Below are 24,480 nucleotides of genomic sequence, written 5' to 3' on the forward strand. Positions count from 1 at the left end.
CGAAACGCTCGCACCGGCTCGATCGCGCCGCCCGGTCAGGTCCGCGCCAACACCGCCGGGAGCAGCACCGGCGGCACTTCGCGCATCAACGCGTGCAGCCCGTCACCGTTCACCAACGCCAGCCGGTGCGACTCGGCATAGGCCGCCGCCTCCGGCCCAAAGCCGCCCGGGGCCACCACCCAGCCCTGCGCCACGCCGTCTGCCACCAGACTGCCAAAGACGTCTCGCAGCCGCCTCATCGGCACCGGATCGCGCCCCGGCAGGCAACACACCAGCACGCGCGGTTTCTCCTCCTGCTTCCGCCGTAGCTCGACATCCATGTCCCCGCCGAGCGGCCGCAAGTGCACCAGATAGCCGTCCGATTCGGCCAGCGCCGCCACCACCGCCCGCAACTTCTCGCGCGGCCAGTCGCGCATCTCCGCGATCGAGGGCATCCCGCCCGCCGCCGCATCGATCCGGTCGGCGATGATGAGCGTCGACTTGGCCTTGCGCGTCCGCGGCTTGCGCCACACCCACAACAACACCAGCGCCGCCGCGAGCGCCCCAACGGCCAGCGCCGCGACCACCAACTGCCAGGCGCTCCACAGCGCTGGCGCCGCGGGGGAAACTGCCGTGTCACCCGTGTCCGCGCCCCTTGCGCCGGCCTTCACCGCGGGCGCTGCCGCCACCGTGGCAGCGGGCTCAACGGGCTGCGGCTTCACCGGTTCCACGACCGACGGCATGGGCGCCGGCTCCGCCGCGGGTGCGGCCTCGGGCGGCGGCGCCGCCGGCGCCGCCTCCGCGGCCGCGGGCTCCGTCGCGGCGGCTCCCGGCTTGCGGGTGGACGCCGTCGGGGGCGGCGGCTTCGGTCGCGGGGGTGTCCAGGGAACGTCCTTCGAAAAGGTGACGCGCTCCACGCGACCGTTCTCCAAAATAACTTGGCCCTGTGGGTAATTGAGAATTTCGCGCGTGCCCGTCACCGCCGTGCCACTCGGCCAGCCGTACACACGCAACACGTCCTGCTTCGTGGCCCCCACCGCCACAAAGGGCCGGGGCGCCTCCTCTTCCGCGCGGCCCGTCGCCAGCGCCAGCGCAGCCAGCGCAACCAAAGCCGAATCACGGAGGGGCCGGGGGAGTCTCACGGGCACGTCCTTCCATCGCCACACGGACGACTTTTGGCAAGACCGGCCTGATTTCATCCTTTTCGCTGCCGGCTTCTCCGCTTTCCTCCGATCCTCCTCGCCTCCGCCCTCCTTCCCGCCTTTCTCCACCGCTCCTCGTGCCCGCCCTCCAGCAGTTGCTCAAGTCCACCTTCGGCTACGGCAGTTTTCGCCCGCTTCAGCGCGAAATCTGCGAAACGTCGCTCGCGGGCCGGGACGTGTTCGCGCTGCTCCCCACCGGCGGCGGCAAGTCGCTCTGCTTCCAACTGCCCGCCCTCGCGCGGCCCGGGCTCACCGTGGTCGTTTCGCCTCTGATCGCGCTTATGAAGGACCAGGTCGACGCCCTGCGCGCCAGCGGCGTCGCGGCCACGTTCATGAATTCCACCCTCGACGCCGACGAGTCCCGCGCGCGTTTTCGCGGCCTCCATCGGGGCGAGTTCAAGCTGCTCTACGTCGCGCCCGAGCGCTTGATGCTCGAGGGCTGGGCCGAGAACCTGCAGAAGTGGAACGTCTCCTGCCTCGCGATCGACGAGGCGCACTGCGTCTCCGAGTGGGGCCACGACTTCCGCCCCGAATACCGCCAGATCGCCCGGCTGCGCCAGCAGCTGCCCGACGTCCCCGTCATCGCCCTCACCGCCACCGCGACCGAGCGCGTCCGGGCCGACATCGTCACCCACCTGAAGCTCCGTGACCCGGCCATCTTCGTCGCCAGCTTCAACCGGCCCAACCTCACCTACCGCGTCGTCCCCAAGGACCAGCCGCTGAAGCAGATCATCGACTTCGTCCGGAAGCGCGAAAGCGAGTGCGGCATCATCTACTGCGCCACCCGCGCCACCACCGAACGCGTGGCCGAGGCGCTCGCCGGCCGGGGCTTCGCCGCCCGGGCGTATCATGCGGGCCTCGACGCCGACGAGCGCGCACGCAACCAGGAGGCGTTCCTCCGCGATGACACCCGCATCGTGTGCGCGACCATCGCGTTCGGCATGGGCATCAACAAGCCGAACGTCCGCTGGATCATCCACCACGACCTGCCCAAGAACATCGAGGGGTACTACCAGGAGACCGGCCGCGCCGGGCGCGACGGGTTGCCCGGCGACTGCCTCCTGCTGTTCAGCGGCGGCGACATCGCGAAGCAGACGCACTTCATCGACGAGATCACCGCCGAGGCCGAGCAGAAGGTCGCCCGCGCGCAGTTGCGCCAGATGGTGCAGTACGCCGAGAGCGCCGGCTGCCGCCGCCACGAGCTGCTCGCCTACTTCGGCGAGACGTTCCCGTTGGATAACTGCGGCGCCTGCGACAACTGCCTCGAGCCGCGCGAGACCTACGACGGCACGGTCGTCGCCCAGAAGTTCCTCTCCTGCATCTACCGCATCCGGCAGAATAGCGGGTTCACCGTCGGCATGAACCACCTCATCGAGGTGCTCACCGGCGCCGACACCGAAAAGATCCGCCGCTGGGGGCACGACCGGCTCACCACTTACGGCATCGGCGGCGAGCTCTCCCGGCCGCAGTGGGCCGCCGTCGGCCGCGAACTCCTGCGCCTCGGCTACGTCGCCGTCGCCGAGGGCGAGTTCGCCACGCTCGACGTCACCGACGAGGGCATGAACGTCCTGCGCACGCGCGAGCCGATCACGCTCACCAAGCCCATGGTCATGCCCAAGGCGCGGCGCGTGTCCACCCGGCGCGAGGGCGACATCGAATGCGACGAGCTGCTGTTCAACCGGCTGCGCGGCGTGCGCAAGGAACTCGCCGACGAGCGCGGCGTGCCCGCCTACATCGTATTCGGCGACAACACGCTGCGCGCCATGGCCCGCTCCTACCCGACGACGGTGGACGCCATGGAGGGCATCCCCGGCATCGGCGAGAAGAAGCGCGCCGAGTTCGGCGAAACCTTCGCCGACGCCATCGCCGAGTACCTCGAGAACAACCCCCGGATCGCGTTCTAGGCAGTGCCGCGCCGGCACCGCCCGTCAGCGCGGGTCTGCGGCGGTGCGCAGCCAGACCGCCATCGGGGCGAGGCCGCGGTTGTTCCAGGCGAAGTACGGGATCGCCGTGAGGGGGCCCACCGGGTGGCCCTGCTGCGTGGCGCCGTCGAGCGTAAGCACGGTCACGCCGCCGAGGAGCTTCGGCCGTGACTCCGGCGCCATCGTGACGGTTGCCGGCACGACCAGCGCCTCCAGCGGATGCGCGCGGTCGACGTCCTCCACGCAATACACGATCGGTCCGCGCTCGAAGGCCACTCGGCCCTGCGTGGCCGCAATTTTCTCATGGCCGCGCACCCGGTGCACCGGCATCGGGAAATTCAGTTCGACGACATCGCCGGCCCGCCACTCGCGGGACACCGTGACGTAGCCGTTCTGCAACTCGGGCTTCACGGGCGCTCCCGCCACGCGCACGGTCCAAGTGGGCGCGGGCTGCGTATCCGCGTACACATACAGGTCCGATGGCTGCGGCTGGCCCTGCGCCCAGCCCGGCACCCGCAGCCGCAGCGTGAAGGTCGCCGGAGTTTCCGGCGCCACGGTCAGTTTCACCGCGCCGTTCCAGGGATAGTCCGTCGCCTGCGTGAGCGTCACCTTGGTCCCCGCCACCGTCGCCGTACCCTCGCTCGCGGCATATACGTTCACAAAGAGTTCGGCCCCCCGCGTCGCGTAGAAACTGCCGGTGAGCGAGGCCAGCGTGCGCATGAGGTTCGGCGGGCAGCATGCGCAGCCAAACCACGGGGCCCGGCCGGCATGGCCGTGGTTGTTCTGCTTCTCGCCGTCGTACTCGAGCGGGTTGGGATAGAAGAACCGGTCGCCCGAGAGCGACACGCCGCTGATGAAGCCGTTGTGCGCCGCGCGCTCGAATACGTCCATGTACCGGGCGTCGCCCGTCAGCAGGAACATCCGGTGATTCCACATCATGAGCGCCAGCGTCGCGCAGGTCTCATTGTACCCGTCGTGCGGCAGCTCGTAGTCGGCCCCGTACGCCTCGCCCTTGGCCAGCGCCCCGGCGCCGCCGGTCAGGTACAGCTTCCTGGTCACGACGTTCTCCCAGATCTTCGTGATCGCTTTGAGGTAGCGCTGGTCGCCCGTCAGCGCCGCAACGTCCGCCATCCCGGCGTACATGTAGTTCGCGCGCACCGCATGCCCGACGGCCGTGGTCTGGTCGACCACCGGCAGATGCCGCTGGTTGTACTCCGGCCCGGTCGGCCCGCGCGCCTCGAGGAATATCTGCGCCAGCGTCAGCCAGCGCGCGTCACCAGTCACCCGATACAGCTTCACGAGCCCCATTTCCACGATCTGATGCCCCGGCGCGATCCGCCGCTGACGGTCGCCAAAGTCCCGCCAGAGCAGCTCCGCGTTCTTCAACGCGATGTCCAGGAACGTGCGCTTGCCGGTCGCCTGGAAGTACGCCACCGCCGCCTCGTACATGTGGCCGCAGTTGTAGAGTTCGTGGCTCAGCTCCGGATCCTTCTCCCAGCGCTGCGCCCCGACCCATTTGTGCCCAGGCGAGTCGGGATGCATCGTCCGAAACGTATACAGGTAACCGTCCGGCTCCTGCGCCGCGCCGACGCGCGCGATCCAAGCATCGAGCTTCGCCTCCAGCGCCGCGTCGCGCTGCATGCTGAGCACGTACGCCGCGCCTTCAATCGCCTTGTACACGTCGGTGTCGTCGAACGGATAGATCGTCGGTGGCTGGTGCTGGAAGGTCTTCTCGCCCGCCGCGCGGCGCCGCATCGTCTCGGCCGCGAGATCGAAATTCCGCAGCCGCCCGGACTCCTCGCACTGCTGCAGCGCGAACGGCACCGTCACGGTGCGGTTTACCTCCTGCCGCTGCTGCCAGAACCCGCCCGTAAGGCGGACCTCCGTGAAGGGCACGGGCTGGACGGGATAATCCGCGGCTGAAACCGCCGCGACACCAAGAACGAACATCGCAAGGCCAAGGGGGGAACGCATGGGGCGAAGGAGGGGTTCGCCCGCACACTGCAAACGCCGCCCCGCCGGCCAAGCCCATTCCCGCATGACCGTCCCGATGTCTTGAGGGGCCTTCAGCCCCTCTCCGCTTACTCCTTTCTCTTCCTCTTCCTCTTTCTCTCGAGGGATTGAGGGATTGAGGGATTGAGGGATTGAGGGATTGAGGGATTGAGGGATTGAGGGTGACCGCCGAATATCGTAGCCGCCCTTCGCTCGTTCTCGTTCTCGAAATCGTTCTCCGGTGCCTGCTGTCCGTTCTCCCTTCCCCGCAGTGCCACCCTGTCCGCACGCGCACCTGTCCAGCGGTTCCACACCACCCATCCATCCGTCGATTCAGGACGACATTCGTTCCCGCTCACTTTGGCCTCAGCCGCGCCAGCGGTGCTCGTGCCTTGGTTCCCCCGCCACGTCCCAAACTGGCGCAGCCAGTTTGCCTAGCAGCCTGTGGACGCAGTCCGCAGGGTGCTTGTGGTCGCAGTCCGCAGGGTGCTTAGAAGTGCTTCGACTGCTCGGCGTTGTCCCAGCCGCCGTCCTCATTCGTCGGCTCCACGGCTTCGACGAATTGCAGGCCTTCCGTGAAACTCCACAGCCAGCATGCGCCATCCAGCCGGTCGTGCACCAACATGTAGTCTGGCACGATCGCGCGGCCGGTACTGCTGATGCTGAACTTGCCGCCGGTGTACTGCCCGACCATCTCCGGCAGCAGCGCGACCGGCTGCGTCGGCTCCAGCGAAACCGTCCAGTTGCCGCTCACGCCGATCGGGTTGTTGCCCTGAAAATAGTAGCCGAAGAACCGCGACGGCACGAAGTACCCGGTCGCCCGCAAGCGCCGCAGTTGCTCGTTGACGAGGCCGACGAACCCGACGCGCCACGGATAGTCCGGGGGCAGTTCAAACCCGGTCAGTGGAATCAGGAAATTGTCGTTCATGGCCATCCGTGGTTGGTGCTCAGCGCCGATAACGGCGCGTTCCGCCTCCTGCTGAAGGAGCATCGACAGCACCCGCGTCCATGCGTGTCGCTCTTGCCGGTGGGGTGTTGCGCCCCTACGGTCCGGCCGTGCCTCTCACCCGGAAACTGAAGCAGATGGTGGACGACCTCTCTGTGATCGACGACCCCCAGGAGCGACTCGCCCTGCTCGTCGACCGCGCACGCAAGTTACCTGGTCTTCCGGCGGATGCGCGCATCGACGCCCATCGGGTGACCGGCTGCGTTTCGCTCGTCTGGCTCGTCGGCGAAGTCCGCGACGGGCGCTGCTTCTACCGCTGCGAAGCCGAGTCTCCCATCGTCCGCGGGCTCGTCGCCTTCCTGTGCGAGTTCTACAGCGGCTTCACCCCGGCCGAGATTCTCGCGGTCGACCCCGATCCATTGGAACCCCTTGGCATCACGCGCAATCTGTCACCGACCCGCCGCAACGGTCTGGCCGCGGCGCGCCGAACCATCCGCGAGTTCGCCGCTAAGTATAACTCCCCCGCTCCGGCTACGAAGGAACACCCGGTCTGAGCTCGGTAACTACGTCCCGCTCCCCGTGCCCGCGTTCGTCGACGCTCATAATCACCTGCAGGATGCGTGGCTCGCACCTCATCGCGAACAGGTGCTCGCCGACCTCGCTGCCCTGCCGTTGCACGCCGCCGTCGTGAACGGCACCTGCGAGGGCGACTGGGCCGATGTCGCCGCGCTCGCCAGAGCGCACGCGTTCGTCCGCCCAAGCTATGGGCTGCACCCGTGGAACGTCGGCAACGCCACGCCTGAATGGCGCGAAGCCCTCGAGGCCCGCCTCCTCGCCGCGCCCCACGCCGCGATCGGCGAGATCGGACTCGACCGCTGGATTCTCAATCGCGCCCGCCCGGACGATCCCAGGCTCGCCGGCCTCCGGCGCGCCTCGCTCGACGAGCAGGTCGACGCGCTGCATTGGCAACTCGACCTCGCCGCCCGGCTCGATCGCCCGGTGACCATCCATTGCCTCGACGCCTGGGGTGCCCTCGCGGAGATCGTCCGCGACGGGTTCATGCCCGAGCGCGGCTTCCTCCTGCACGCCTACGGCGGCTCCCCCGAACTCGCCGACGAGTTCGCCGCCGCTGGCGCCTACTTCTCCTTCAACGGCTCCTTCCTCGCGGAACGTCAGGCCGCGCGCCGCGCCGTCTTTGCCGAACTCCCGGCCGACCGTCTCCTGGCCGAGACCGACGCGCCCGCCATGCCACTTCCTGCCGACCATTGCACCCACACCTTGCCGGGCCTCGCCGACGGCAGCACCATCAATCACCCGGCGAACATTGGCGCTGTTTACGAAGGCCTTGCCCAACTTCGTCAGTGCTCCGTCGCCTCCCTGGCCGAGCAACTCGAGTCCAACTTCCGTCACCTCTTCGGCGGCCAGTGAGCGCGGCTCGTCGGATGGAGAGCAAGACCCGCCGCCCCCAGCCTCATCTGTCCCACTTTCACCCTCACTCTCACCTTCACTCCTCCGGCCACTCTCACTCTCACTTTCACTTTCGGATGCCACTCGCCTTTCCTTCCATCGCCGTCGTCGGTTCCGGGGCACTGGGTACCTACTATGGTACCCGGCTCGGCCGCGCCGGCGCCAACGTGCGCTTCCTCCTGCGTTCCGACCTCCCGGCGGTGCGCGCGCGCGGCAGCATGGTGATCCATGAGAAGGACGGCACCCTCGAACTGCGTCCGGCCGCTGTCTTCGGTACCACCGCCGAAATCGGGCCCGTCGACCTTGTCCTCGTCACACTCAAGTCGACCGCCAACACCCACCTCGCCGAACTGCTCCCGCCGCTCCTGGGCGCATCGACCACGATCCTTACCCTCCAGAACGGACTCGGCTCCGACGAGTACCTCGCCTCGCTCTTCGGGCGCGAGCGCGTCGTCGGCGGTCTCGCCTTCATTGCCTCCACTCGCACTGGCCCCGGCGAGGTCACGTGCTATCACCCCGGCTCCATCACCCTGGGCGAACTCGACCGACCCGCCGCCGCGCGCACCCACGCGCTCGCCGCCCAGTTCACCGCCGCCGGGGTCACGATGCAGGTCGTCGACAACCTCCTCGAGGCCCGCTGGCGGAAACTCGTCTGGAACATCCCGTTCAACGGCCTCGCCGTCGCCAACAACGTCACGACCGACGTCCTCTGCGCCGATCCCGCCTTCGCCGCCGAGGTGCGCGCCCTCATGCACGAGGTCCAGCGGGCCGGCACCGCGCTCGGCTACTCCATTCCCGACGCTTTTCTCCGGCAGCAGTTCGACGTCACCCCGCCCATGGGCGCCTACCAGCCCTCCAGCCTCGTCGACTTTCGCGCCGGCCGCGAAGTCGAGGTCGAGGCCATCTGGGGCGAACCCCTCCGCCGCGCCGAAGCCGCCACCCTCCCCATGCCGAGACTCGCCGCCCTCTACTCCCGCCTCCGCTCCCTCCCCCGGTAGTCTCGCGGCCGCCTCCCCCCTTCCGTTTCCACCGTATCCCTGCCCTCCGCCTCCATCCGCGCCCCCGCTTCCGCGCGGCGCCCCGACGGTACCCTTAGCGTCAGCATCCCGCCCCCCGCGCCAGCGGCCGCGCGCCTGCCCCCTAGAATTCGTTTTCGCCGTTCCGGCGAAAACGAATTTATGATTGAACCTGCGCATTTAAGTCATATCAGCGGGGCATGCGTGTGCCCCGTCATATCGTTGATGCCCGCCGGCGCCGTCTCGCCGAGTTGCTGCAACGGCACCGCTACATTGTGCTGGCGGATTTATGCAAGGAGTTCGGCGTATCGGAGGCCACCATGCGCCGCGACCTCGCGCACCTTGAGGAACGCCACCTCGTCACCCGCACCTACGGCGGTGCGCTGGCTGACTTCAACCTCCGCTTCCCGTCCTTCCGTCAGCGCCGCAATGTCGCCACCGAGGCGAAGCACGGGATCGCCCGTCAGTCGCTCGCCCTCCTCCGGCCGGAGATGACCGTCTTCTTCGACAACGGCACCACCGTCTTCGCGCTCACCGAGGCCCTGCGCCAGTCCCCCATCCGGCCGCTCACGTGCGTCACCGGCAACCTGCCCGTCGCTGACCTCCTCTCCGAGGTCGATGGCCTCGATGTTCACCTCCTGGGCGGACAGTTCCTCCGCCGCCAGTCCGTCCTCCTCGGTGAGGCCGCCTGCCGCGCGGCGGAACAGTGGACCTTCGACATCGCCTTCCTCAGCGCCGAGGGCATGACCCGCGAGGGACTTTGGAACTCCGACGCCGCCGTCGTCGCCCTCCAACGCGCCGTCGCCGCTCGCGCCCGCACCACCATCGCCCTCCTCGACGCCAGCAAGCTCGGCCGCTCCGCCCCGCAGTTCTTCTGCGGCTGGGACGCCCTCTCGGGGCTCCTCACCGACACCTCCGCCGCAACCCTCTCCTCGGTGGGTATCCCGGCCGATTTGGCGGACGCCAATCGTATCGCCGCCCAAGTTCTCGCCCGCACCTCCGCCGCTGCAACCGCGCCCGCCGCAAGCGACGACGATGAACCGGATGAGAGTTCGAGCTTGACGCTCCCCACCTCCCTTTTATGACGGAACTCCGTCATTTAAATCTTAGCCACCCTCACGCTCCATGTCCGCTCCTGCCCTGAGCCGCTCCCTGGTCGAGTCCCTCGTCCGTCAGACGTTGTTCACGCAGATTGGCCGCGAGTTTCAGGCGGCCACGCAGCCGCCCACGCTGGTGGTAAACAGTTCGGCGCGCCACATGCACGTGACGCAGGAGAACCTCGAGATCCTTTTCGGCAAAGGCTACCAGCTGCAGGTGCACAAGTGGCTGTATCAGGAAGGCCAGTTCGCCTCCACCGCCACCGTCACGCTCGTTGGCCCGCGCGACCGCATCATCCCGCAGCTCCGCATCCTTGGCCCGTGCCGCAACCTCACCCAGATCGAGCTGGCCTACACCGACTCCGTCTACCTCGGCCTGCCCGTGCCGGTGCGCTCCTCCGGTGACATCAAGGGCACGACCGGCGGCGTGGTCATCGGCCCCAAGGGCGTCGTCGAAATGAAGGAGGGCATCATCCGCGCCGCGCGCCACGTGCACATGTCGCCCAAGGATGCCGCGTTCTACGGCGTGAAGGCTGGCGAGTACATGACCATGGTCGTCGAGGCCGAGAAGTGCACGACGCGGTTCGACGACATGCTCGTGCGCGTCGACCCCACCTTTAAACTCGAGGTGCACATCGACACCGACGAGGCCAACGCCTGCGACCTTGCGCACGCCCGCCGTTGCGAACTGATCCGCAACCCGAAGGCCTGATCCCCTCTCCTCCCCCGGGCCTCCAGCCCTCATTCTCAACCATCAACTCAACATCGATAACCCATGAGTGAAGCCATCGGACTGATTGAAACCCGCGGCTACGTCGGCCTCGTCGAGGCCAGCGACGCCATGGTGAAAGCGGCCAACGTGACTCTGGTGCGTAACATCCAGATCGGCGGGGCGCTCGTCACCACCATCGTGAAAGGCGACGTCGGCAGCGTGAAAGCGGCCGTCGACGCCGGCAAGGAAGCCGCGCAGCGCGTCGGCAACCTCGTTGCCGCCCACGTCATCGCTCGCCCGGCCGCCGGCCTGGTCGAGTTCTTCGCGCCCTGAACGACGCGCCACCCTTCAACGTAACTCTCAAAAATACTCTCCATGCCTGGACAAGCCCTCGGAATGGTTGAAACCAAAGGCCTCGTCGCGCAGTTCGAAGCGACCGATGCCATGCTCAAGGCCGCCAACGTCGAGTTGATCGGCTGGGAAAAGGTCGGCTCCGGCAATGTCGCCACCTTCATCCGCGGCGACGTCGCCGCCGTGAAGGCCGCCACCGAAGCCGGCGCCACCGCCGCCGCCTCGATCGGCGAGGTCGTCGCCGTGCACGTCATCCCGCGCCCGCACGAGGATCTCGCCTCGCTCGGCAAGTTCCTCGGCAAGGCCGCCGCGCCCGCCGGGAAATAATCCGCCTCGTCCGCGACTTTCCGTCGCGCCGGCCCACGAGCGGCAACCTCCTTCGGGAGCGCCGCCCGCGTGATCGGCGTTCCGGACAGGCGCGCGGCCGACTCTCGAATACCTCCACTCATGGGTAAGGTTCTCGTCGCCAATATCGGCAGCACGTCGTTCAAGTTCCGCTTGTTCGACATGCCGGGTGAGCAGCTGCTGGCCAAAGGCGGCGCCGAACGGATCGGCGCCAGCGAGAGTCCGTGGAAACTCGAGATCACCGGCCGCGCGCCGGTCAGCGGAACCACGCGTTTCGCCGACTACGGCGCGGCCATCGCCCATTTTGAATCCGCCCTGAAGGAGGGCGTCATCGGCAGCTTCCGCGACCTCGCCGCCGTCGGCTTCAAGCCCGTTATGGCGCAGGGTATCTCCGGCACCCAGGTCCTCGACGACCGGGTCCTCGCCGCGATGGAAGCGCTCTACACGCTCTTCCCCGCCCACAACCCTCCGTACGTCAACGCGGTCCGCTCCTTCCGCCAGCTCTACCCGGAGCTGCCCTGTATCGGAACGTTCGAGACCGCCTTCTACGACCGCCTGCCTGTCGAGAGCACCCGGTTCCCCGTGCCGCTGGACTGGCAAAACCGGCTCGGCATCCGCCGCTACGGCTTCCACGGCGCCAGCCACCGCTACGTCACCGAGCGTCTCGCCGAGATCAAGGGCCGCGCCGACCTGCGCCTGATTTCCTGCCACCTCGGCGGCAGCTCCTCCATTTGCGCCGTGCGCCACGGCTACGCGGTTGACTCCAGCTGGGGCATGACCCCGCAGAGCGGCCTGCCGCAGAGCAATCGCGTCGGCGACTTCGACGTCTTCGCCGCCCTCTATCTCGCCAAGGACCTCGGTCTGGGACTCGGCGAAGTTGAGAAACAGCTTTCCTCCAACGCCGGCCTCAAGGGTATGTCCGGCCTGCCCACCGGTGACGTTCGCGACCTCGTCGAGGCCGCCGCCCAGGGCAACGAGAACGCCCGCACCGCCCTCGCCGTCTTCACCAACGCGATCCGCGGCTACATCGGCCGGTTCCTCGTCACGCTCAACGGCGCCGACGCCATCATCTTCACCGCCGGCATCGGCGAAAACCGTACCGAACTCCGCGAATCCGTCTGCGCCAACCTCGATTTCTGCGGCCTCAAGCTCGACGCGAAACTCAACGCCGCCACCCACGCGACCGAGACGCGCATCTCCACGCCCGACTCGAAGATCGAGGTCTGGGTCGTGCCGACCAACGAGGAGATCGTCATCGCCCGCAACGCCTGGGCCAAACTCCACGGCAAACTCTAGCCCGCCTTTTTCCCTCACTCCCTTTCTTCCGTCTCCCGTCCCACTCACGCCCTCAGTCCTTTTCCACTCTCACTTTCACTCTCACTCCTCACTTCCAAACTAGTACCTCCATGCAACAAGCCATCGGAATGATCGAAACCCGCGGCCTCATCGCTCTCGTCGAGGCGACCGACGCCATGCTCAAGTCCGCCAACGTCGAGCTCGTCGGGCCCATGACGCAGGTCGGCAACGCCATGGTGACCGTCGTGGTCACCGGCGACGTCGCCGCCGTCAAGGCCGCCACTGAGGCTGGCCGCACCGCCGCCCAGTCCCTCGGCGAAGTCGTCTCCGTCAGCGTGATCGCCCGCCCGCACAACGAGCTGGCCACCGTGCTGCCGAAGGCCCCCGTCGCGAAGAAATAACTCGTCCGGCCGCAGCCCGCCTGCGGCCGACTTCCCCCCCCGGCCCGGGCCGCGCTCCGCGTCCCGGCCGTCGCGCGCAGCGTGCTTCAAAGTCCCGAAGAGCCGAACCCGAACCTGATCTCGCCGCCACGGCCTCTCAGCCCTTCAGCCCTTCCGCCTTCGGTCTTCAGCCTTTTCTTCCTTCAGCCTTTTTCAACCCATGATCCTCGCCCGCGTCGAAGGCACCGTCGTCGCCACCAAGAAGACCGAGAAGATGACGGGCTCGAAGTTTCTCTTCGTGCGGCCGCTTCTCGTCGATCCGGCCAACCCGCAGCAGTTCAAGAGCGGCAACAGCACGCTCGTGGCCGTCGATGAGCTCGGCTCCGGCGAGGGCGACATCGTGCTCATCGCCCAGGGGTCCTCCGCGCGCCTCGGCGCCAAGGACAAGGACACCCCGCTCGACGCCGTCGTCATCGGCATCGTCGATACCGTCGATGTGAACAAGCAGATCGTCTACCGCGCGCACTGAGCGCCGCCTTTTTTTCACTCACCCGCGCGGCCTGAATACCCGCGCCCCCCTCCACCGCCATGGTCGACCAACAACAACTTATCGCCCGCGTCGTCAGCGAGGTCCTCACCCGTCTCCAACAGCAGCAGGCTGTCGTGCAGAACGGCGAGAGCGGCTTCGGCGTCTATGAGAAAATGGAGGACGCCATCGCCGCCGCCCAGAAGTCCTTCCTCAAGCTGCGCGAGGACGGCGTCACCGCCCGCAAGAAGGCCATCGGCGCCATCCGCCGGATGTGCGCCCAGAACGCCAAGGCCTGGGGCGAACTCGAGTTCGCCGAGACCAAGATCGGCGCCCTGTCCGCCAAGATCGAAAAGCTCCGCATCTGCGCCGACCTCGTCCCCGGCGTCGAAATGCTCGAGCGCACCGCCTTCAGCGGCGACTTCGGCCTCACCGTCATCGACTTCGCCCCGTGGGGCGTCATCGGCGCCATCACGCCGGCCACGCACAGCGTCCCGACGCTCACCGGCAACGCGATCAACATGATCGCCGCCGGCAACGCCGTCGTCTACAACACGCACCCCGCCGCCTGCCAGGTCGCCGCCGTCGCCATCCGCGCCTACAACCAGGCCATCTACCAGGAGACCGGCATTCCCGACCTCCTCACCACGGTCACCAAGCCGACGCTCCAGACCTTCGACATCCTCTGCAAGAGCTCCGACGTGAAGCTCCTCTGCGTCACCGGCGGCCCCGCCGTCGTCGCCGCCGCCATGAAGACCGGCAAGCGCGCCGTCTGCGCCGGCCCGGGCAACCCGCCCGTCGTCGTCGATGAGACCGCCGACCTCGATCGCGCCGCCCGCTGCATCATCCAGGGCGCCGCCTACGACAACAACCTGCTCTGCATCGGCGAAAAGGAAGTGTTCGTCGTCGCCTCCGTGGCCGACGCCTTCATCGCCGCCCTCAAGCGCGCCGGCGCCGTCCAGCTCAACTCCCAGCAGATCGACGCCCTCGCCAAGAAGGCGTTCAGCATCCCCGAGGGGAAGAGCGCCACGACCTGCGGCCACCTTCCGGTCAACCGCGACCTCGTCGGCCGCGACGCCGCCGTCCTCGCCAAGGCCATCGGCCTCGATGTCGCCCCGGCCACCCAGCTCCTCTTCGGCGAAACCGAGGAAAACCACGTGTTCGTCCAGGAAGAGCAAATGATGCCCTTCCTTCCGATCGTCCGCGTGAAGGACGTCGATGCCGCCATCGCCGCCTCCATCAAGGCCGAGCACGGCTATCGCCACACGGCGATCATGCATAGCCAGAACATCAGCAACCTCACCAAGTTCGCCCAGGCGGCCGACACGACCCTCTTCATCAAGAACGGCCCGTCGATGACCGGCCTCGGCCTCGGCGGCGAAGGCTTCCTCTCCTACTCGATCGCCACGCCGACCGGCGAGGGCGTCACCACCCCCATGACCTTCACCCGCTCCCGCCGGTGCGTCATGGTGGAAGGACTCAACTTGTATTAACCGGAGTTCCAAGTTGCAGGTTTGAAGGTTCACACGTTGCAGGCTCCCGATCCGTGTCTCCGCAACCTGCCACTTTCCAACCTTCCAACCTGTAACTCCTCACCGGTAACTTTCCAACCTTCCAACCTGTAACTCCGCATGCGCCTCGCTCGTATCCGCGGCTATGTGACCTCGACGGTGAAACACCCGAGCCTCGAGCGTTGCCGCCTGCTGATCGCGCAGCCCGTGGACTTGGAGGACAAGCCCGATGGCAGCCCGCAGATCGTCCTCGATCCGCACGGCGCCGGCATCCACCAGAAGGTCCTGATCTGCTCCGACGGCAGCTGGGTGCGCGAGTACCTCGAGAACCCGCGCAGCCCCACCCGCTGGTGGGTCATGGGCATCGTCGACCCCGCCCCGGCCAAGGCCTCCTGACCATGCGCATCGCCAACGTCATCGGCCGCGTCACCCTCTCCGTCCGCCACCACTCGCTCCGGGGCGAGCGACTGCTCGTGGTGCTGCCGTGGAGCGCCAAGACCGGCGCCACCGGCAAAGACCACGAGTACTCGATCGTGGCCTACGACGATCTCGGCGCCGCCCCCGGTGACAAGGTCGCCCTCAGCGAAAGCACCGAGGCGACGCGCCCCTTCGACCGACCCACGCCCTGCGACGCCTACGTGGCCGCCATTCTCGACGACATTTTCTACCAGGCCGAGGACCCGCACGCGGTCTGAACGCCTCCTCCAGCTCCAACACCCAACTTTAACGCTCCATGAAACTCTTCGCTCAAAATGACGCCGCCGCGTTCGTGAGGACCGGCGCCCGGGAGTTCCGCTTCAACCGTGACATCCGCCTGACGCCCGGCGCCCGCGATGTCCTGATCGAGGCCGGCATCAAGGTCGTGTTCGACGCCAATGCCTCCGTCCCGACCGGCGCCGCGCCCGCCGCCCCGGCGAAGTCCGAGGCCGCCGCGGCCCCCGCCGCCACGCCCGCCTACTCCGGCGGCAAGGTCGACGTCCAGGCGCTCTTCAACTCCCCCGAGGCCAAGCGGCTCAAGGAGGAGATCTGCGAGATGGGCCGGCGTTGCTGGCAGCGCGACTACAACGACGCCAACGGCGGCAATCTCTCCGCCCGTCTCGGCGACTACTTCCTCTGCACGCCGACGCTCGTCTCCAAGGGCTTCATGAAGCCGGAGATGATCTGCCTCGTGGACATCGACGGCAACCAGGTCGCCGGCAACGGCAAGTGGCGCCGCACGAGCGAAATCATGTCCCACTTGGGCATCTACAAGATGGTCCCGGCCGCGGCCTCCGTCGTGCACGCGCACCCGATCCACGCCACCGCCTTCGCCATGGCCGGCATCGAGCCGCCGCAGTGCCTCATCCCTGAGGTCGAGGTCTTCGTCGGCACCATCCCGGTCGCCGAGTACAAGACGCCCGGCAGCCCGCAGATGAGCGAGATCCTCGGCAAGCTGGCGCCCAAGCATCAGGCCATCCTCATGGGCAACCACGGCGTGATCACCTGGGGCACCTCCGTCGAGGACGCGTACTTCAAGATGGAGATCACCGACTCCTACTGCCGTACGCTCTGGGTCGCCGCGCAGCTCCCGACGAAGCGCACCACCATCCCGCCGGACGAGGTCAAGAAGCTCCTCGACATGAAGGAGAAGATGGGCCTTCCCGACGCCCGCCATGGCCTCAAGGCCGCCCAGCTCTGCGACTGCGATCCGTGGGACCAGATCGGCGACCGCCCGCAGGCCTGCGCCACGCCCGCCGGCAAAGCCGCCTCGGTCGACACCATGACCAACGCCGAGCTCGAGAGCATGGTCCAGAAACTCACCGAGCAGGTGATGTCCGCGCTGAAGAAGTGAGCGCGAGCTGAGCAGCAAGCAGTAAGCGCTAAGCTATAGGCTCTTTTCGGCCGCCCCCTTAACCGGGGCGGCCTTTTTTGGGCTCTTTCTCTTACTCCTACTCTTCCTCTTTCTCTCGGGGGCTTGAGAAACTCAGCATCGTTCTCGTTCTCTAGATCGTTCTCGTTCTCGCATCTGTCTGTCTTCCTCCTCCGCTCCGCTTCATCTCCTCCTCGGCGGACGCCCCACCTCGCCGCCCACACCCTCCCCTGGGGACGCGACCTCCTGACCGCGCCCCCGTCATTCCACATTCTTCATTCTGCCTTCTGCATTAGCCGCCCGAGCGGCGCCGTCACCCTCCCATCCTCGATCATGCTGATGAACGCCAGCAGCCCGCTCCACGTCAGCAGCGGATGCGTGTGCGCCCCAAGCCCACCCGAGCCGTCAATCGCCGAGAAATTCTCCGGCGCCACGCGGTGCTCGCGCCAGGCGCGCGTGAGCAGCGCCAGCGATTTCTCCACGACACGCTTTCGCGCCTCGTCCTGGCCGTAGCGCTTCAGTCCGAGGTAAACCAGGAAGTTCAGCGGCGGCCAGATGCGCCCCCGCATGTACAACTGCTCGCTAAAGGTTGGATCGTTCCGCGGCGCCGCCGGGATCATCCACTCGCCGGCATACTCCTCCGGATTCAGCAGATGCTTCCTCACCAGCTCCTCCGCCTGTGCCGGCGTCGCGACCCCGGCGTACAGGGGATAGAACGACGTCGGTGAGTGCCGCGTGCTCCACGCGCCCGTGTCGAGCCGGCGATTGAGGTAGATCCCCTGCTCCGCGTGCCACAGCTCCTGCAGCCGCGCGCCGTACTCTTTCGCCCGCTCCCGCAATTTCGCCGCTTCATCGCCATGGCCGAGGATCGTCCCAATCTCCGCCAACGCCTCGCAGTCCGCCACGTAGAGCGCATTGAGCCCCACATCCTCGATTTGCATCAGGTGCGTCGTCTCATCGAACGGCGCCTGGTCGTACATGGGCGAATTGTCGAGCGCCTCCAGGGCCGCGCCCGCCGCCGTGTTCGGCTGCACGAACTCCGCCGGATCTCCCGCGCGCGGTTTGAAGGGATTCGAGCCCAGCGAGAGCGAGCCGCGCGGGTTCCGCCGTGCCCGGTGCCACCAGCGGTTCCACGCCAGCAAGGGTCCCCACGCCGCCGCCAGCGCCTCGGCGTCGGGCCGATTCCGATACATGCCCAGCACGCACATCGCGCCCACCGGCGGCTGCGATCGGTCCCGTGCCTGCCGCCCTGTCCCCTGCACGACGTTTGAGACGAACGCGTCGTCGATCAGCTCGCGAAACGCCTCGAGCATGCAGGCGTACCCGAGCGCCGGATTGTCCTGCGCGATCATCCACGAGGTGAAAAACGTGTCCCAGCAAAACACCGCGTACCCGCCGCGTAGACAGTTCCAGTCCCGCGCCACGGTGCACAACACGCGCCGGTGCTTCGGCTCATAAATGATGTTCCAGGCGAGGCTGCTCTGCATTGCCTCATGCCCGTCTTTCAACGCCCCGTAGCTCGCGTGCAGCTGCTCCACCGTCGCACGCGCCGCGCCGATTCGGCGGCGCACCTCGGCGAGGGACAACGACTGCCCCACGCACACCGCCACCGGCCCACTCAACCGCAGCGCCAGATAGGGCGTCATCGCCGGCAGGTTCGGCTCTTCGATCGTTTCGCCGATCGCGTGCACGGCCGCGGTCCGCTCCGGCGCCTGCGCCGTGATCCGCCGCTCGCTGTCGCGCATGGCGTGGCCGGGGCGGTTCCAGACAAAGCCGACGTGCACCGTCAGCACCCGCGTCCAGGGCTCGTCCTGCAGCGGCGTCACCAGCGCCATCCAGTCCTCCCCGTTGGCCGCGGTTTCGACGCGATAGCGCGCGCCCCGCAGGTTCACCTCCAACGAGGTGTAGCTACCGTCATACGCCCGGATCCCCGGCAGCACCTCGATCGTGTTGGCGATCGGCAGCGTCTTGTCCGTGCTCGTGAGCTTCGTGCCCGGCGTCCGCCCCGCCGTCTGACGCCCGAACTGCGCCTGCTCGAGCCAGACCAGCTTGTCCAGTGCCGCGAACCCAAGGCTCAGCGCCAGTCCGTCGGGCAGGTGCACATGCCGCAGCACGCTGCGGGTGTCCCAGGTGTTCCAGCCGCGGGCGAGCACGCGGTGCTTGGCGTCGGCGACGGCGATGGCGTTGTCGGTAATGCTCATAAGGAGGATCGATCCCTTCGGGCGGTCGCACGATCGGCGGCGCGACGGCACTCGGCAAGGATGCGGGCAAACATGATGCGGTGGGCAGAAAGGCGTGCCGTGATGGCGCTGATCAGAACGTGTACCGAAACGTCATCCGGTACATCCGCTCCAGCGGACGAAACATCGCCGTATCGCCCACGGTGGAGATCACGTCGTCGGCGTTGGTGACGTTGTACACATTCACCTGAACGCTCCAACGGGGCCGCCCGTAGCCCACGAACGCGTCGAACGTATTCGCGCGGTCGAGATAGAAGGTGTTCGTCGGGTCGCCCGCCGAGCGGCCGTAGTGCTTCCAGCCGCCGCCCACGAACACCCCCGCCAAGGGTCCACGATCGAAGCGGTACTTCGCGAACGCCGACCAGGTCGGATCGATCGCCACGCCGCGAAAGCTGTTCCCCGCCTCATTCGTCGAGGTGATGTCGCTGTACGCCAGCAGCAGGTTCAGGCCCTTCACCGGCTCGTAAGCGAGATCCATCTCCCAACCGTCGGTGTTCTGTGTGCCGGCCGGCACCGTCACCATGCCGCCGCCAAGTTCTGGTGGATTCGGCACCGAGATCAGCACGTTTGTGAGCTCCATCTTGAACACCGACGCCGTCGCGACGAGCCGGTTGCCGAGCAGATCGAGCTTCACGCCCACTTCCTGAATCTCGCCGTCCTGGTTCGGATGCTTCCGGCCGGTCGCATCCGCCGAGTTGATCGGGATGTAAGTCTCGGCGAGCTGCGCGAACACACTCACGCCCGGCAGCGGCTTGCCGACCAAGCCATACTTGAAGGTCCAGTCGTGGTTCGAAACGGTCCGCTCGCTCGCGGCGTCCTTCACAAACCGCCGCTCCGCGATGCTGCGCGTCGCGTCAAACGCGGAGCTCGTCGCGCGGACGTTGTCGAAACGCGCCCCCACCACCCCGACGAGTCGCTCGTCCCACAGGCTGATGTTGTCCTGGAACCCCGCCGCGAAGCCCTTGCTCTCCGTGTGCCCGTTGAAGGCATTGAACTTCATCGGCATCGTCGCCTTCACCTGCGCCACGCTGAAACCCGCGTAATCGGGATTCACCATCGAGAACGAGTTCGCCAGCGCGCTCGTGTTCGCCGCGTTGGGCACGTCCCAGAAGTAAAAGGCCCGCTCGCGCGCGCTCTTCGTCAGCTGGGCGTTCAGGACGAGCTTGTGCTTCAGGAATCCTGTCGCGAAATCGCCCACCAGATCGACGAACGCCCCGCCGCCCGAGTTGAACCCGGCGAAGTCCCGCACGGTCATCGTGGCCCGCCAATCTGCGACACGTGGATCGTCGGCCCCTATGTACCGGGAGTCGCCGTTCACCACTTTCCCGGCGGCGTTCACGTACGTGACGATCGCGCCGTTCGCGGCGATCGGCACGGGCCGCGCCGCCGCGAAGGACGGGCTCTTGTCGCCGCGTCCCTTGCTGTAGCGGCCCACCACTCGGAGGGTCCACTGGCCGCTCAACGGCCCCGCCCACGTCTGCTCGTAACCCGCCTCCGCCGCTCGGACGTTCGCGATCGAAACATCGTCCTCTGGATACAGGTTCGCGTCGACCGGCACCGCAAACTTCGGATTGCTCACCACCGGCACCCGCGTCGGTTGCAGCGGATCAAGATAGCCCGTCGCGTACTGCGGCCCCGCCTCGGTATCGAGTTCCACCCTCAGGTACTGCAGCCGCGTCCAGACCTTCCCTTGCCGCCCGCGCCCGAAGCGATGCGTGAACGCCAGCAGCAGGTTGGTGAAGTCGTTCGGCGCATCACCTTTCGCGTAGTAGCGCGTGCCGGTACGCTCCGAGATCACCGCCCGATACGCCGTGTTCTCCGTCAGCGGCCCGGTCGAATCCACCATCGCGCGGTAGAACTCGTCGTACGACTGCGCCTGGAGCTCGATCTGGTGCCGGGTTTTGAACCGCGGCCACTTGCTGATCTTATTCACGATGCCGCCCATACTCGTCGTGCCGTACAGCGTGCCGGCCGGACCTTTCAGAATCTCCACGCGCTCATAGACCGAGGACTCGTCGTACGGCTGATCCACGCCCTCGATCACCTCCGGCAGCCCGTCGCGAATCCGCAGTCCCGTGATCGCGAACCCGCGCAGCGAGAACGCCTCCTGCCCGGGCGCGCCGTTGGACACGCGCTGCACGCCCGACGCGTACGGCAGCACTTCCAGCGCGTCCACCGCGCCAATGTCCGCGAAGAGCTGTTCGTTGAGGCTGACGACCGACGCCGGGATGTTGCTCATGTCCAGCGCCACGCGCGAAGCGCCCAGCGAGGTCGTCGCGCCGTAGCCGCGGTCACGCTCGCTGCGAATCAGAAAGGGCGAAAGCACGACCGGCTCCTCCGCCGCAGTGGGTGTGGGGGAGGTGGGCGCAGTCTGGGCCGACAGCTCCGCCGCGAGGAGCGCAGCGAGCAGGAGGAGGGGACGTTTGGAGGTCATGATCACGGACTGGGGTTGTGTCAGTGGGCGCCGCGGACTTCCCGCGAACCGCCGGCACGTTCACGTGCCGGCCCCAGCCAACGCACGTGACCACTTCGGGAAAGGACCGCGTTCCGGTCCCCCCCGGAGACCGGAAAAATCTTTCTCTTACTCTTCCTCTTCCTCTTTCTCCCCCCCTCCGTCCCAGTCCGTCCCCGTGGCCTCCCCGCTCAAAACGGAGAGAAAGAGAAAGAGGAAGAGTAAGAGAAAGACACTTCGCCCCGCCAGCGGTCCCTCGGTTTTCCTCCCCCGGCGTCAGCCTTCCCGCCCTTCAGCCCTTCCGCCCTTCAGCCTTTCAGTCCTTCCGCCGCGGCGTCCGGTGGTCCCTCCCAGATACCAGCACATCTCTCTTCCACGACCCAGACCAGCGGCCTTACGCACTCTCTTCCCCGCCCCGCCCTACACCGCTCCCACCTCGCGGCCTCAGCTTCAGCCCTTAAGCTCCTCAGTTTTTCAGTCATTTCCCCACCAGCCCCTTTCCGACCATGCGTCTTGGCTCTTCGTTGCCCTCTTTTCTCCTTCGCCGCTGGCCGCCCCTCGCGGTCGCCGTCTGCCTCGCCCCCATCGCTCTGCTGGCCGCCCCGGAGTGCACCAAAACCGTCCTCTGGGACCGCAAGGATAAGGGCTACACGTCCCACTTCGTGTACGGCATCGGCGTAACCTGGGATGATACGATCCTCGTCGGCTGCGAGGCGCGCGTCGCCGGCGCCGATGCCGGTGAGAAGGATCTTCTCCTCAAGCGCAGCACGGACCACGGTCGCACCTGGTCCGATGACGTCGTCATCGAGGGTCGCGACGACCACCACAGCTGGAGCAACCCCACCTTCGTCACCGACGGGCTCACCACGTATCTGTTCTACGCGTACACGGTGAACACCGATATCGGGCGCGTGTACTACCGCACCACGACCGACAACGGGCTCACGTGGAGCGAGCGGACCGAAATCACCTCGCTCTGGGACGGCAACCCGCACGGTTGGACGCAGCACTCGAGCATCGGCCACGGGATCAAGAAGCTGAAGCCACCTCACCGGGGCATGGTGCTGATCGGTTTTCATCACCGTGGCCAAGTCGCGTTGCCGCCCACGAAGCGCGGCTACGGCAACGACGTCCTTCGCCTCACCCCCAATGGCTGGGAAATCGCCGGCGAGCCTCCGATCGTTCCCGGCCGCGGCACCAACGAGGCCCGGCTCGCCGAACGCGTCGACGGCTCGCTCTACCTGATGGCGCGTCAGGCGGCCGGCAATAACCAGCTCCGCGCGCGCACCGAGGGCACGCCTTCCGGCAGTCGCTGGTCCGCGTGGGTCACGCAGGAGGACCTCCGCGGCACGGTCTGCGATGGCGGGCTGCTGCGCTTCAGCGATACGTGCCACCTCTATTCCTTCCCTTCCAGCGACGCCAAATCGGCCCAGCAGCGGCAGGATCTCGCCATCGCCGTGAGTCGTGACGGCGGCCGCACTTGGGGCGCGCCCAAGCTCCTGCAGCGCGGGCAAGCCACCTACTCCGACCTGACCCGCGACTCCGAGGGCAACATCTACTGCATCTACGGCGCCGACGGCTCGGACTTCATGGGCGACCGCGTGTACCTTGCCCGCTTCAATGTCGAGTGGGCCACCGGCGCCGCCGCGCCGACCATCGTCATCGATGACGGTGATGCCGGTTTTCGAACCTCCGGCGAGTGGCGTGAGGTCGCCGGCGCGCCCGGCGCGTATGGCCGCCACCATCATGAGGCCACCGCCGCCACCGCCGAGGCGACGTGGTCGGCCACAAATCTGAGCGGCGGCAACTATGAGGTATTCCTCCGCTGGCCCGCCGTGGCGGACGCCGCTGAGGCCACCGTCGACATCCGCGTCGGCCGCGAAGTCCGCCACAGCGAGTCCATTCGCCTCGTGAAGGAGACCGCCACGTGGCGCTACCTCGCAACCGTGCCGGTCGAGGCCAACGGGACCCTTGAGATCGTCCTCCGCCGCGCGGAATCCGGCCCTCTCATCGCCGACGCGGTCATGCTCCAGCGTCAGTAGGCTAAGGCCTCGAACTGGAGCCAGCCGCCGCAAAGCCGTCTCGTCCGTCGGCTCGGTCCGTTCGTTGCTCGGCGCCCCTTCCCGCTGCCCTCATCGCCGGCCTCGTCTCCGGATCACTTTCCTACGAGACGCAGTTCGAAAACGCGCTGCGTTCGCCGACCGGGCGAGTACTCGCCACCGGCGATCACCCATCCTGTCGGGATCTCCGCTACGCTGGCTCCCACCACGCCGAGCGGCATCTCGCCCGCCCGCGTCCAGCGGTCGGTGCCGCTGTCGTACGCCAGGATCTCACTCGGCAACCGGTACCGCTCCCCCAGTTCTTTGATGCGTTCGAAATCGTGTCCGTCCGATCCCCCCAGGAGCAGGAATCGGTCCGGTGTCATTGGCACCACCGCGCCGAGCACGGCACCGCGCGGAAGCACCGTCGCCCGCGTCCATGCGTCTTCGTCCGGATCATACTGATACACGTCCCGCAGGTAGTCCGCCTGCTTTCGGGCCGGACCGGCGATGCCACCGCCGAGGACGAGCCGTTCGCCAAGCGGCGTCGTCACCGCCGCCAGGAAGCAACCGTGCCGTGGCAAGCCCGGCCAGCCGGTGCGCGACTCCCACACCACAGCCGGGTCAACGAGCGCATTCGCCAGATTCAACCGCCAAAGCGTCGCCAGGGTGCCATGCGCCGATTCGCCCCCCGCCACGTAGATCCAACCCCGCGCCAGCACCGCAGCCGCGTTCGCCACCGCGACCCGCAGCCGGGGCAACACGCGCACCGCGCACCGTCCCTCTGCCGGGTTCCACGTCAGCAGCCGGACGTCGGCGATCGGCGTCGTGCCGTTGTGCCCCCCGAGGCAGACCACGCCCGCCTCGGTCTGCACCGTCGCGCCTTCACCTGCCGCCACCGGCAGCAGGTCGCTCACGTAGCTCCATTGATCAGCGCCGCCGACGGGACGCACGAACCCGCTGCGGTAAAAGGTCTTCATTCCCCCTGCACGGGGTGCGACGGGGAAATTGGACCCGCCCGCCAACACCAACTGCCCGCCCGTCACGCCCGCATACATGCCTTTGCGCCCCACCGGGTCGGGCAAGGGCGCCATCTCCCGCCAGGTCAGATGAGGCACCAGAAGCTCGGGCGACGAGGAGAACGTAGACGGCAGCATA

General features: G+C 67.4%; 22 protein-coding genes. 16 read left to right on the plus strand and 6 right to left on the minus strand.

The window, feature by feature from the left end; all coding sequences use genetic code 11:
• Positions 1-35: 35 nt before the first annotated feature.
• Entirely contained in the window at positions 36-1,088 is a 1,053-nt protein-coding gene (locus DB354_RS06115) for a restriction endonuclease (RefSeq protein ID WP_107834558.1), read from the minus strand.
• 170 nt (positions 1,089-1,258) lie between these two features.
• On the opposite strand from DB354_RS06115, the gene recQ reads away from it, so the two are divergent.
• A complete protein-coding gene (gene recQ / locus DB354_RS06120; RefSeq protein ID WP_107834559.1) occupies positions 1,259-3,085 on the plus strand; it encodes a DNA helicase RecQ in 1,827 nt (608 codons plus the stop codon).
• Positions 3,086-3,109: 24 nt separating this feature from the next.
• On the opposite strand, the gene DB354_RS06125 is transcribed toward recQ, so the two are convergent.
• Complete coding sequence (locus DB354_RS06125; RefSeq protein WP_107834560.1) at positions 3,110-5,077, minus strand: glycoside hydrolase family 127 protein; 1,968 nt, start codon at positions 5,075-5,077, stop codon at positions 3,110-3,112.
• A gap of 508 nt (positions 5,078-5,585) precedes the next feature.
• Entirely contained in the window at positions 5,586-6,023 is a 438-nt protein-coding gene (locus tag DB354_RS06130) for a hypothetical protein (RefSeq protein ID WP_146180129.1), read from the minus strand.
• Between the two features lie 80 nt (positions 6,024-6,103).
• Here DB354_RS06130 and DB354_RS06135 point away from each other — a divergent pair, with 80 nt between their 5' ends.
• The 14 genes from DB354_RS06135 to DB354_RS06200 all read left to right on the plus strand — a co-directional run bounded on the left by DB354_RS06135 (position 6,104) and on the right by DB354_RS06200 (position 16,573).
• A complete protein-coding gene (locus DB354_RS06135; RefSeq protein WP_107834562.1) occupies positions 6,104-6,595 on the plus strand; it encodes a SufE family protein in 492 nt (163 codons plus the stop codon).
• 25 nt (positions 6,596-6,620) lie between these two features.
• A complete protein-coding gene (locus DB354_RS06140; RefSeq protein ID WP_107834563.1) occupies positions 6,621-7,469 on the plus strand; it encodes a TatD family hydrolase in 849 nt (282 codons plus the stop codon).
• A 116-nt stretch (positions 7,470-7,585) separates the two neighbouring features.
• The gene (locus DB354_RS06145; RefSeq protein ID WP_107834564.1) at positions 7,586-8,506 is read left to right on the plus strand and encodes a 2-dehydropantoate 2-reductase; all 921 of its coding nucleotides are present in this window, start codon (positions 7,586-7,588) and stop codon (positions 8,504-8,506) included.
• A gap of 218 nt (positions 8,507-8,724) precedes the next feature.
• Positions 8,725-9,609: a DeoR/GlpR family DNA-binding transcription regulator gene (locus DB354_RS06150; RefSeq protein ID WP_107834565.1), complete on the plus strand. Its 885-nt coding sequence runs from the start codon at positions 8,725-8,727 to the stop codon at positions 9,607-9,609.
• Between the two features lie 40 nt (positions 9,610-9,649).
• Positions 9,650-10,333, plus strand: coding sequence for a phosphate propanoyltransferase (gene pduL / locus DB354_RS06155; RefSeq protein ID WP_107834566.1), 684 nt, complete (start codon positions 9,650-9,652; stop codon positions 10,331-10,333).
• Between the two features lie 63 nt (positions 10,334-10,396).
• Positions 10,397-10,666: a BMC domain-containing protein gene (locus tag DB354_RS06160; RefSeq protein WP_107834567.1), complete on the plus strand. Its 270-nt coding sequence runs from the start codon at positions 10,397-10,399 to the stop codon at positions 10,664-10,666.
• A gap of 42 nt (positions 10,667-10,708) precedes the next feature.
• Positions 10,709-11,011, plus strand: coding sequence for a BMC domain-containing protein (locus tag DB354_RS06165; protein ID WP_107834568.1), 303 nt, complete (start codon positions 10,709-10,711; stop codon positions 11,009-11,011).
• A gap of 120 nt (positions 11,012-11,131) precedes the next feature.
• A complete protein-coding gene (locus DB354_RS06170) occupies positions 11,132-12,325 on the plus strand; it encodes an acetate/propionate family kinase (protein WP_107834569.1) in 1,194 nt (397 codons plus the stop codon).
• A gap of 110 nt (positions 12,326-12,435) precedes the next feature.
• Complete coding sequence (locus DB354_RS06175; protein ID WP_107834570.1) at positions 12,436-12,726, plus strand: BMC domain-containing protein; 291 nt, start codon at positions 12,436-12,438, stop codon at positions 12,724-12,726.
• Positions 12,727-12,925: 199 nt separating this feature from the next.
• Positions 12,926-13,234 carry a EutN/CcmL family microcompartment protein gene (locus tag DB354_RS06180; RefSeq protein WP_107834571.1) on the plus strand — a complete coding sequence of 103 codons (309 nt, stop codon included), beginning with the start codon at positions 12,926-12,928 and terminating at the stop codon, positions 13,232-13,234.
• Positions 13,235-13,293: 59 nt separating this feature from the next.
• Positions 13,294-14,724, plus strand: a complete 1,431-nt coding sequence (locus tag DB354_RS06185; RefSeq protein WP_107834572.1) for an aldehyde dehydrogenase family protein — start codon at positions 13,294-13,296, stop codon at positions 14,722-14,724.
• Between the two features lie 138 nt (positions 14,725-14,862).
• A complete protein-coding gene (locus tag DB354_RS06190; protein WP_107834573.1) occupies positions 14,863-15,138 on the plus strand; it encodes a EutN/CcmL family microcompartment protein in 276 nt (91 codons plus the stop codon).
• A gap of 2 nt (positions 15,139-15,140) precedes the next feature.
• Entirely contained in the window at positions 15,141-15,437 is a 297-nt protein-coding gene (locus DB354_RS06195) for a EutN/CcmL family microcompartment protein (RefSeq protein ID WP_107834574.1), read from the plus strand.
• Between the two features lie 38 nt (positions 15,438-15,475).
• Entirely contained in the window at positions 15,476-16,573 is a 1,098-nt protein-coding gene (locus tag DB354_RS06200) for a class II aldolase/adducin family protein (protein ID WP_107834575.1), read from the plus strand.
• A gap of 293 nt (positions 16,574-16,866) precedes the next feature.
• Here DB354_RS06200 and DB354_RS22235 read toward each other — a convergent pair whose 3' ends face one another.
• A complete protein-coding gene (locus tag DB354_RS22235) occupies positions 16,867-18,792 on the minus strand; it encodes a trehalase family glycosidase (protein ID WP_107834576.1) in 1,926 nt (641 codons plus the stop codon).
• A 112-nt stretch (positions 18,793-18,904) separates the two neighbouring features.
• The gene (locus tag DB354_RS06210; protein WP_107834577.1) at positions 18,905-21,265 is read right to left on the minus strand and encodes a TonB-dependent receptor plug domain-containing protein; all 2,361 of its coding nucleotides are present in this window, start codon (positions 21,263-21,265) and stop codon (positions 18,905-18,907) included.
• A gap of 524 nt (positions 21,266-21,789) precedes the next feature.
• Between DB354_RS06210 and DB354_RS06215 the strand changes: the two genes are divergently transcribed.
• A complete protein-coding gene (locus DB354_RS06215; RefSeq protein WP_107834578.1) occupies positions 21,790-23,325 on the plus strand; it encodes an exo-alpha-sialidase in 1,536 nt (511 codons plus the stop codon).
• Between the two features lie 113 nt (positions 23,326-23,438).
• On the opposite strand, the gene DB354_RS06220 is transcribed toward DB354_RS06215, so the two are convergent.
• Positions 23,439-24,479 (minus strand): hypothetical protein, encoded by a 1,041-nt coding sequence (locus DB354_RS06220; protein ID WP_146180130.1) that lies wholly within the window; start codon positions 24,477-24,479, stop codon positions 23,439-23,441.
• Between the last annotated feature and the right edge of the window lies 1 nt (position 24,480).

This window comes from Opitutus sp. ER46 (genome assembly GCF_003054705.1).
GTDB lineage: Bacteria > Verrucomicrobiota > Verrucomicrobiia > Opitutales > Opitutaceae > ER46.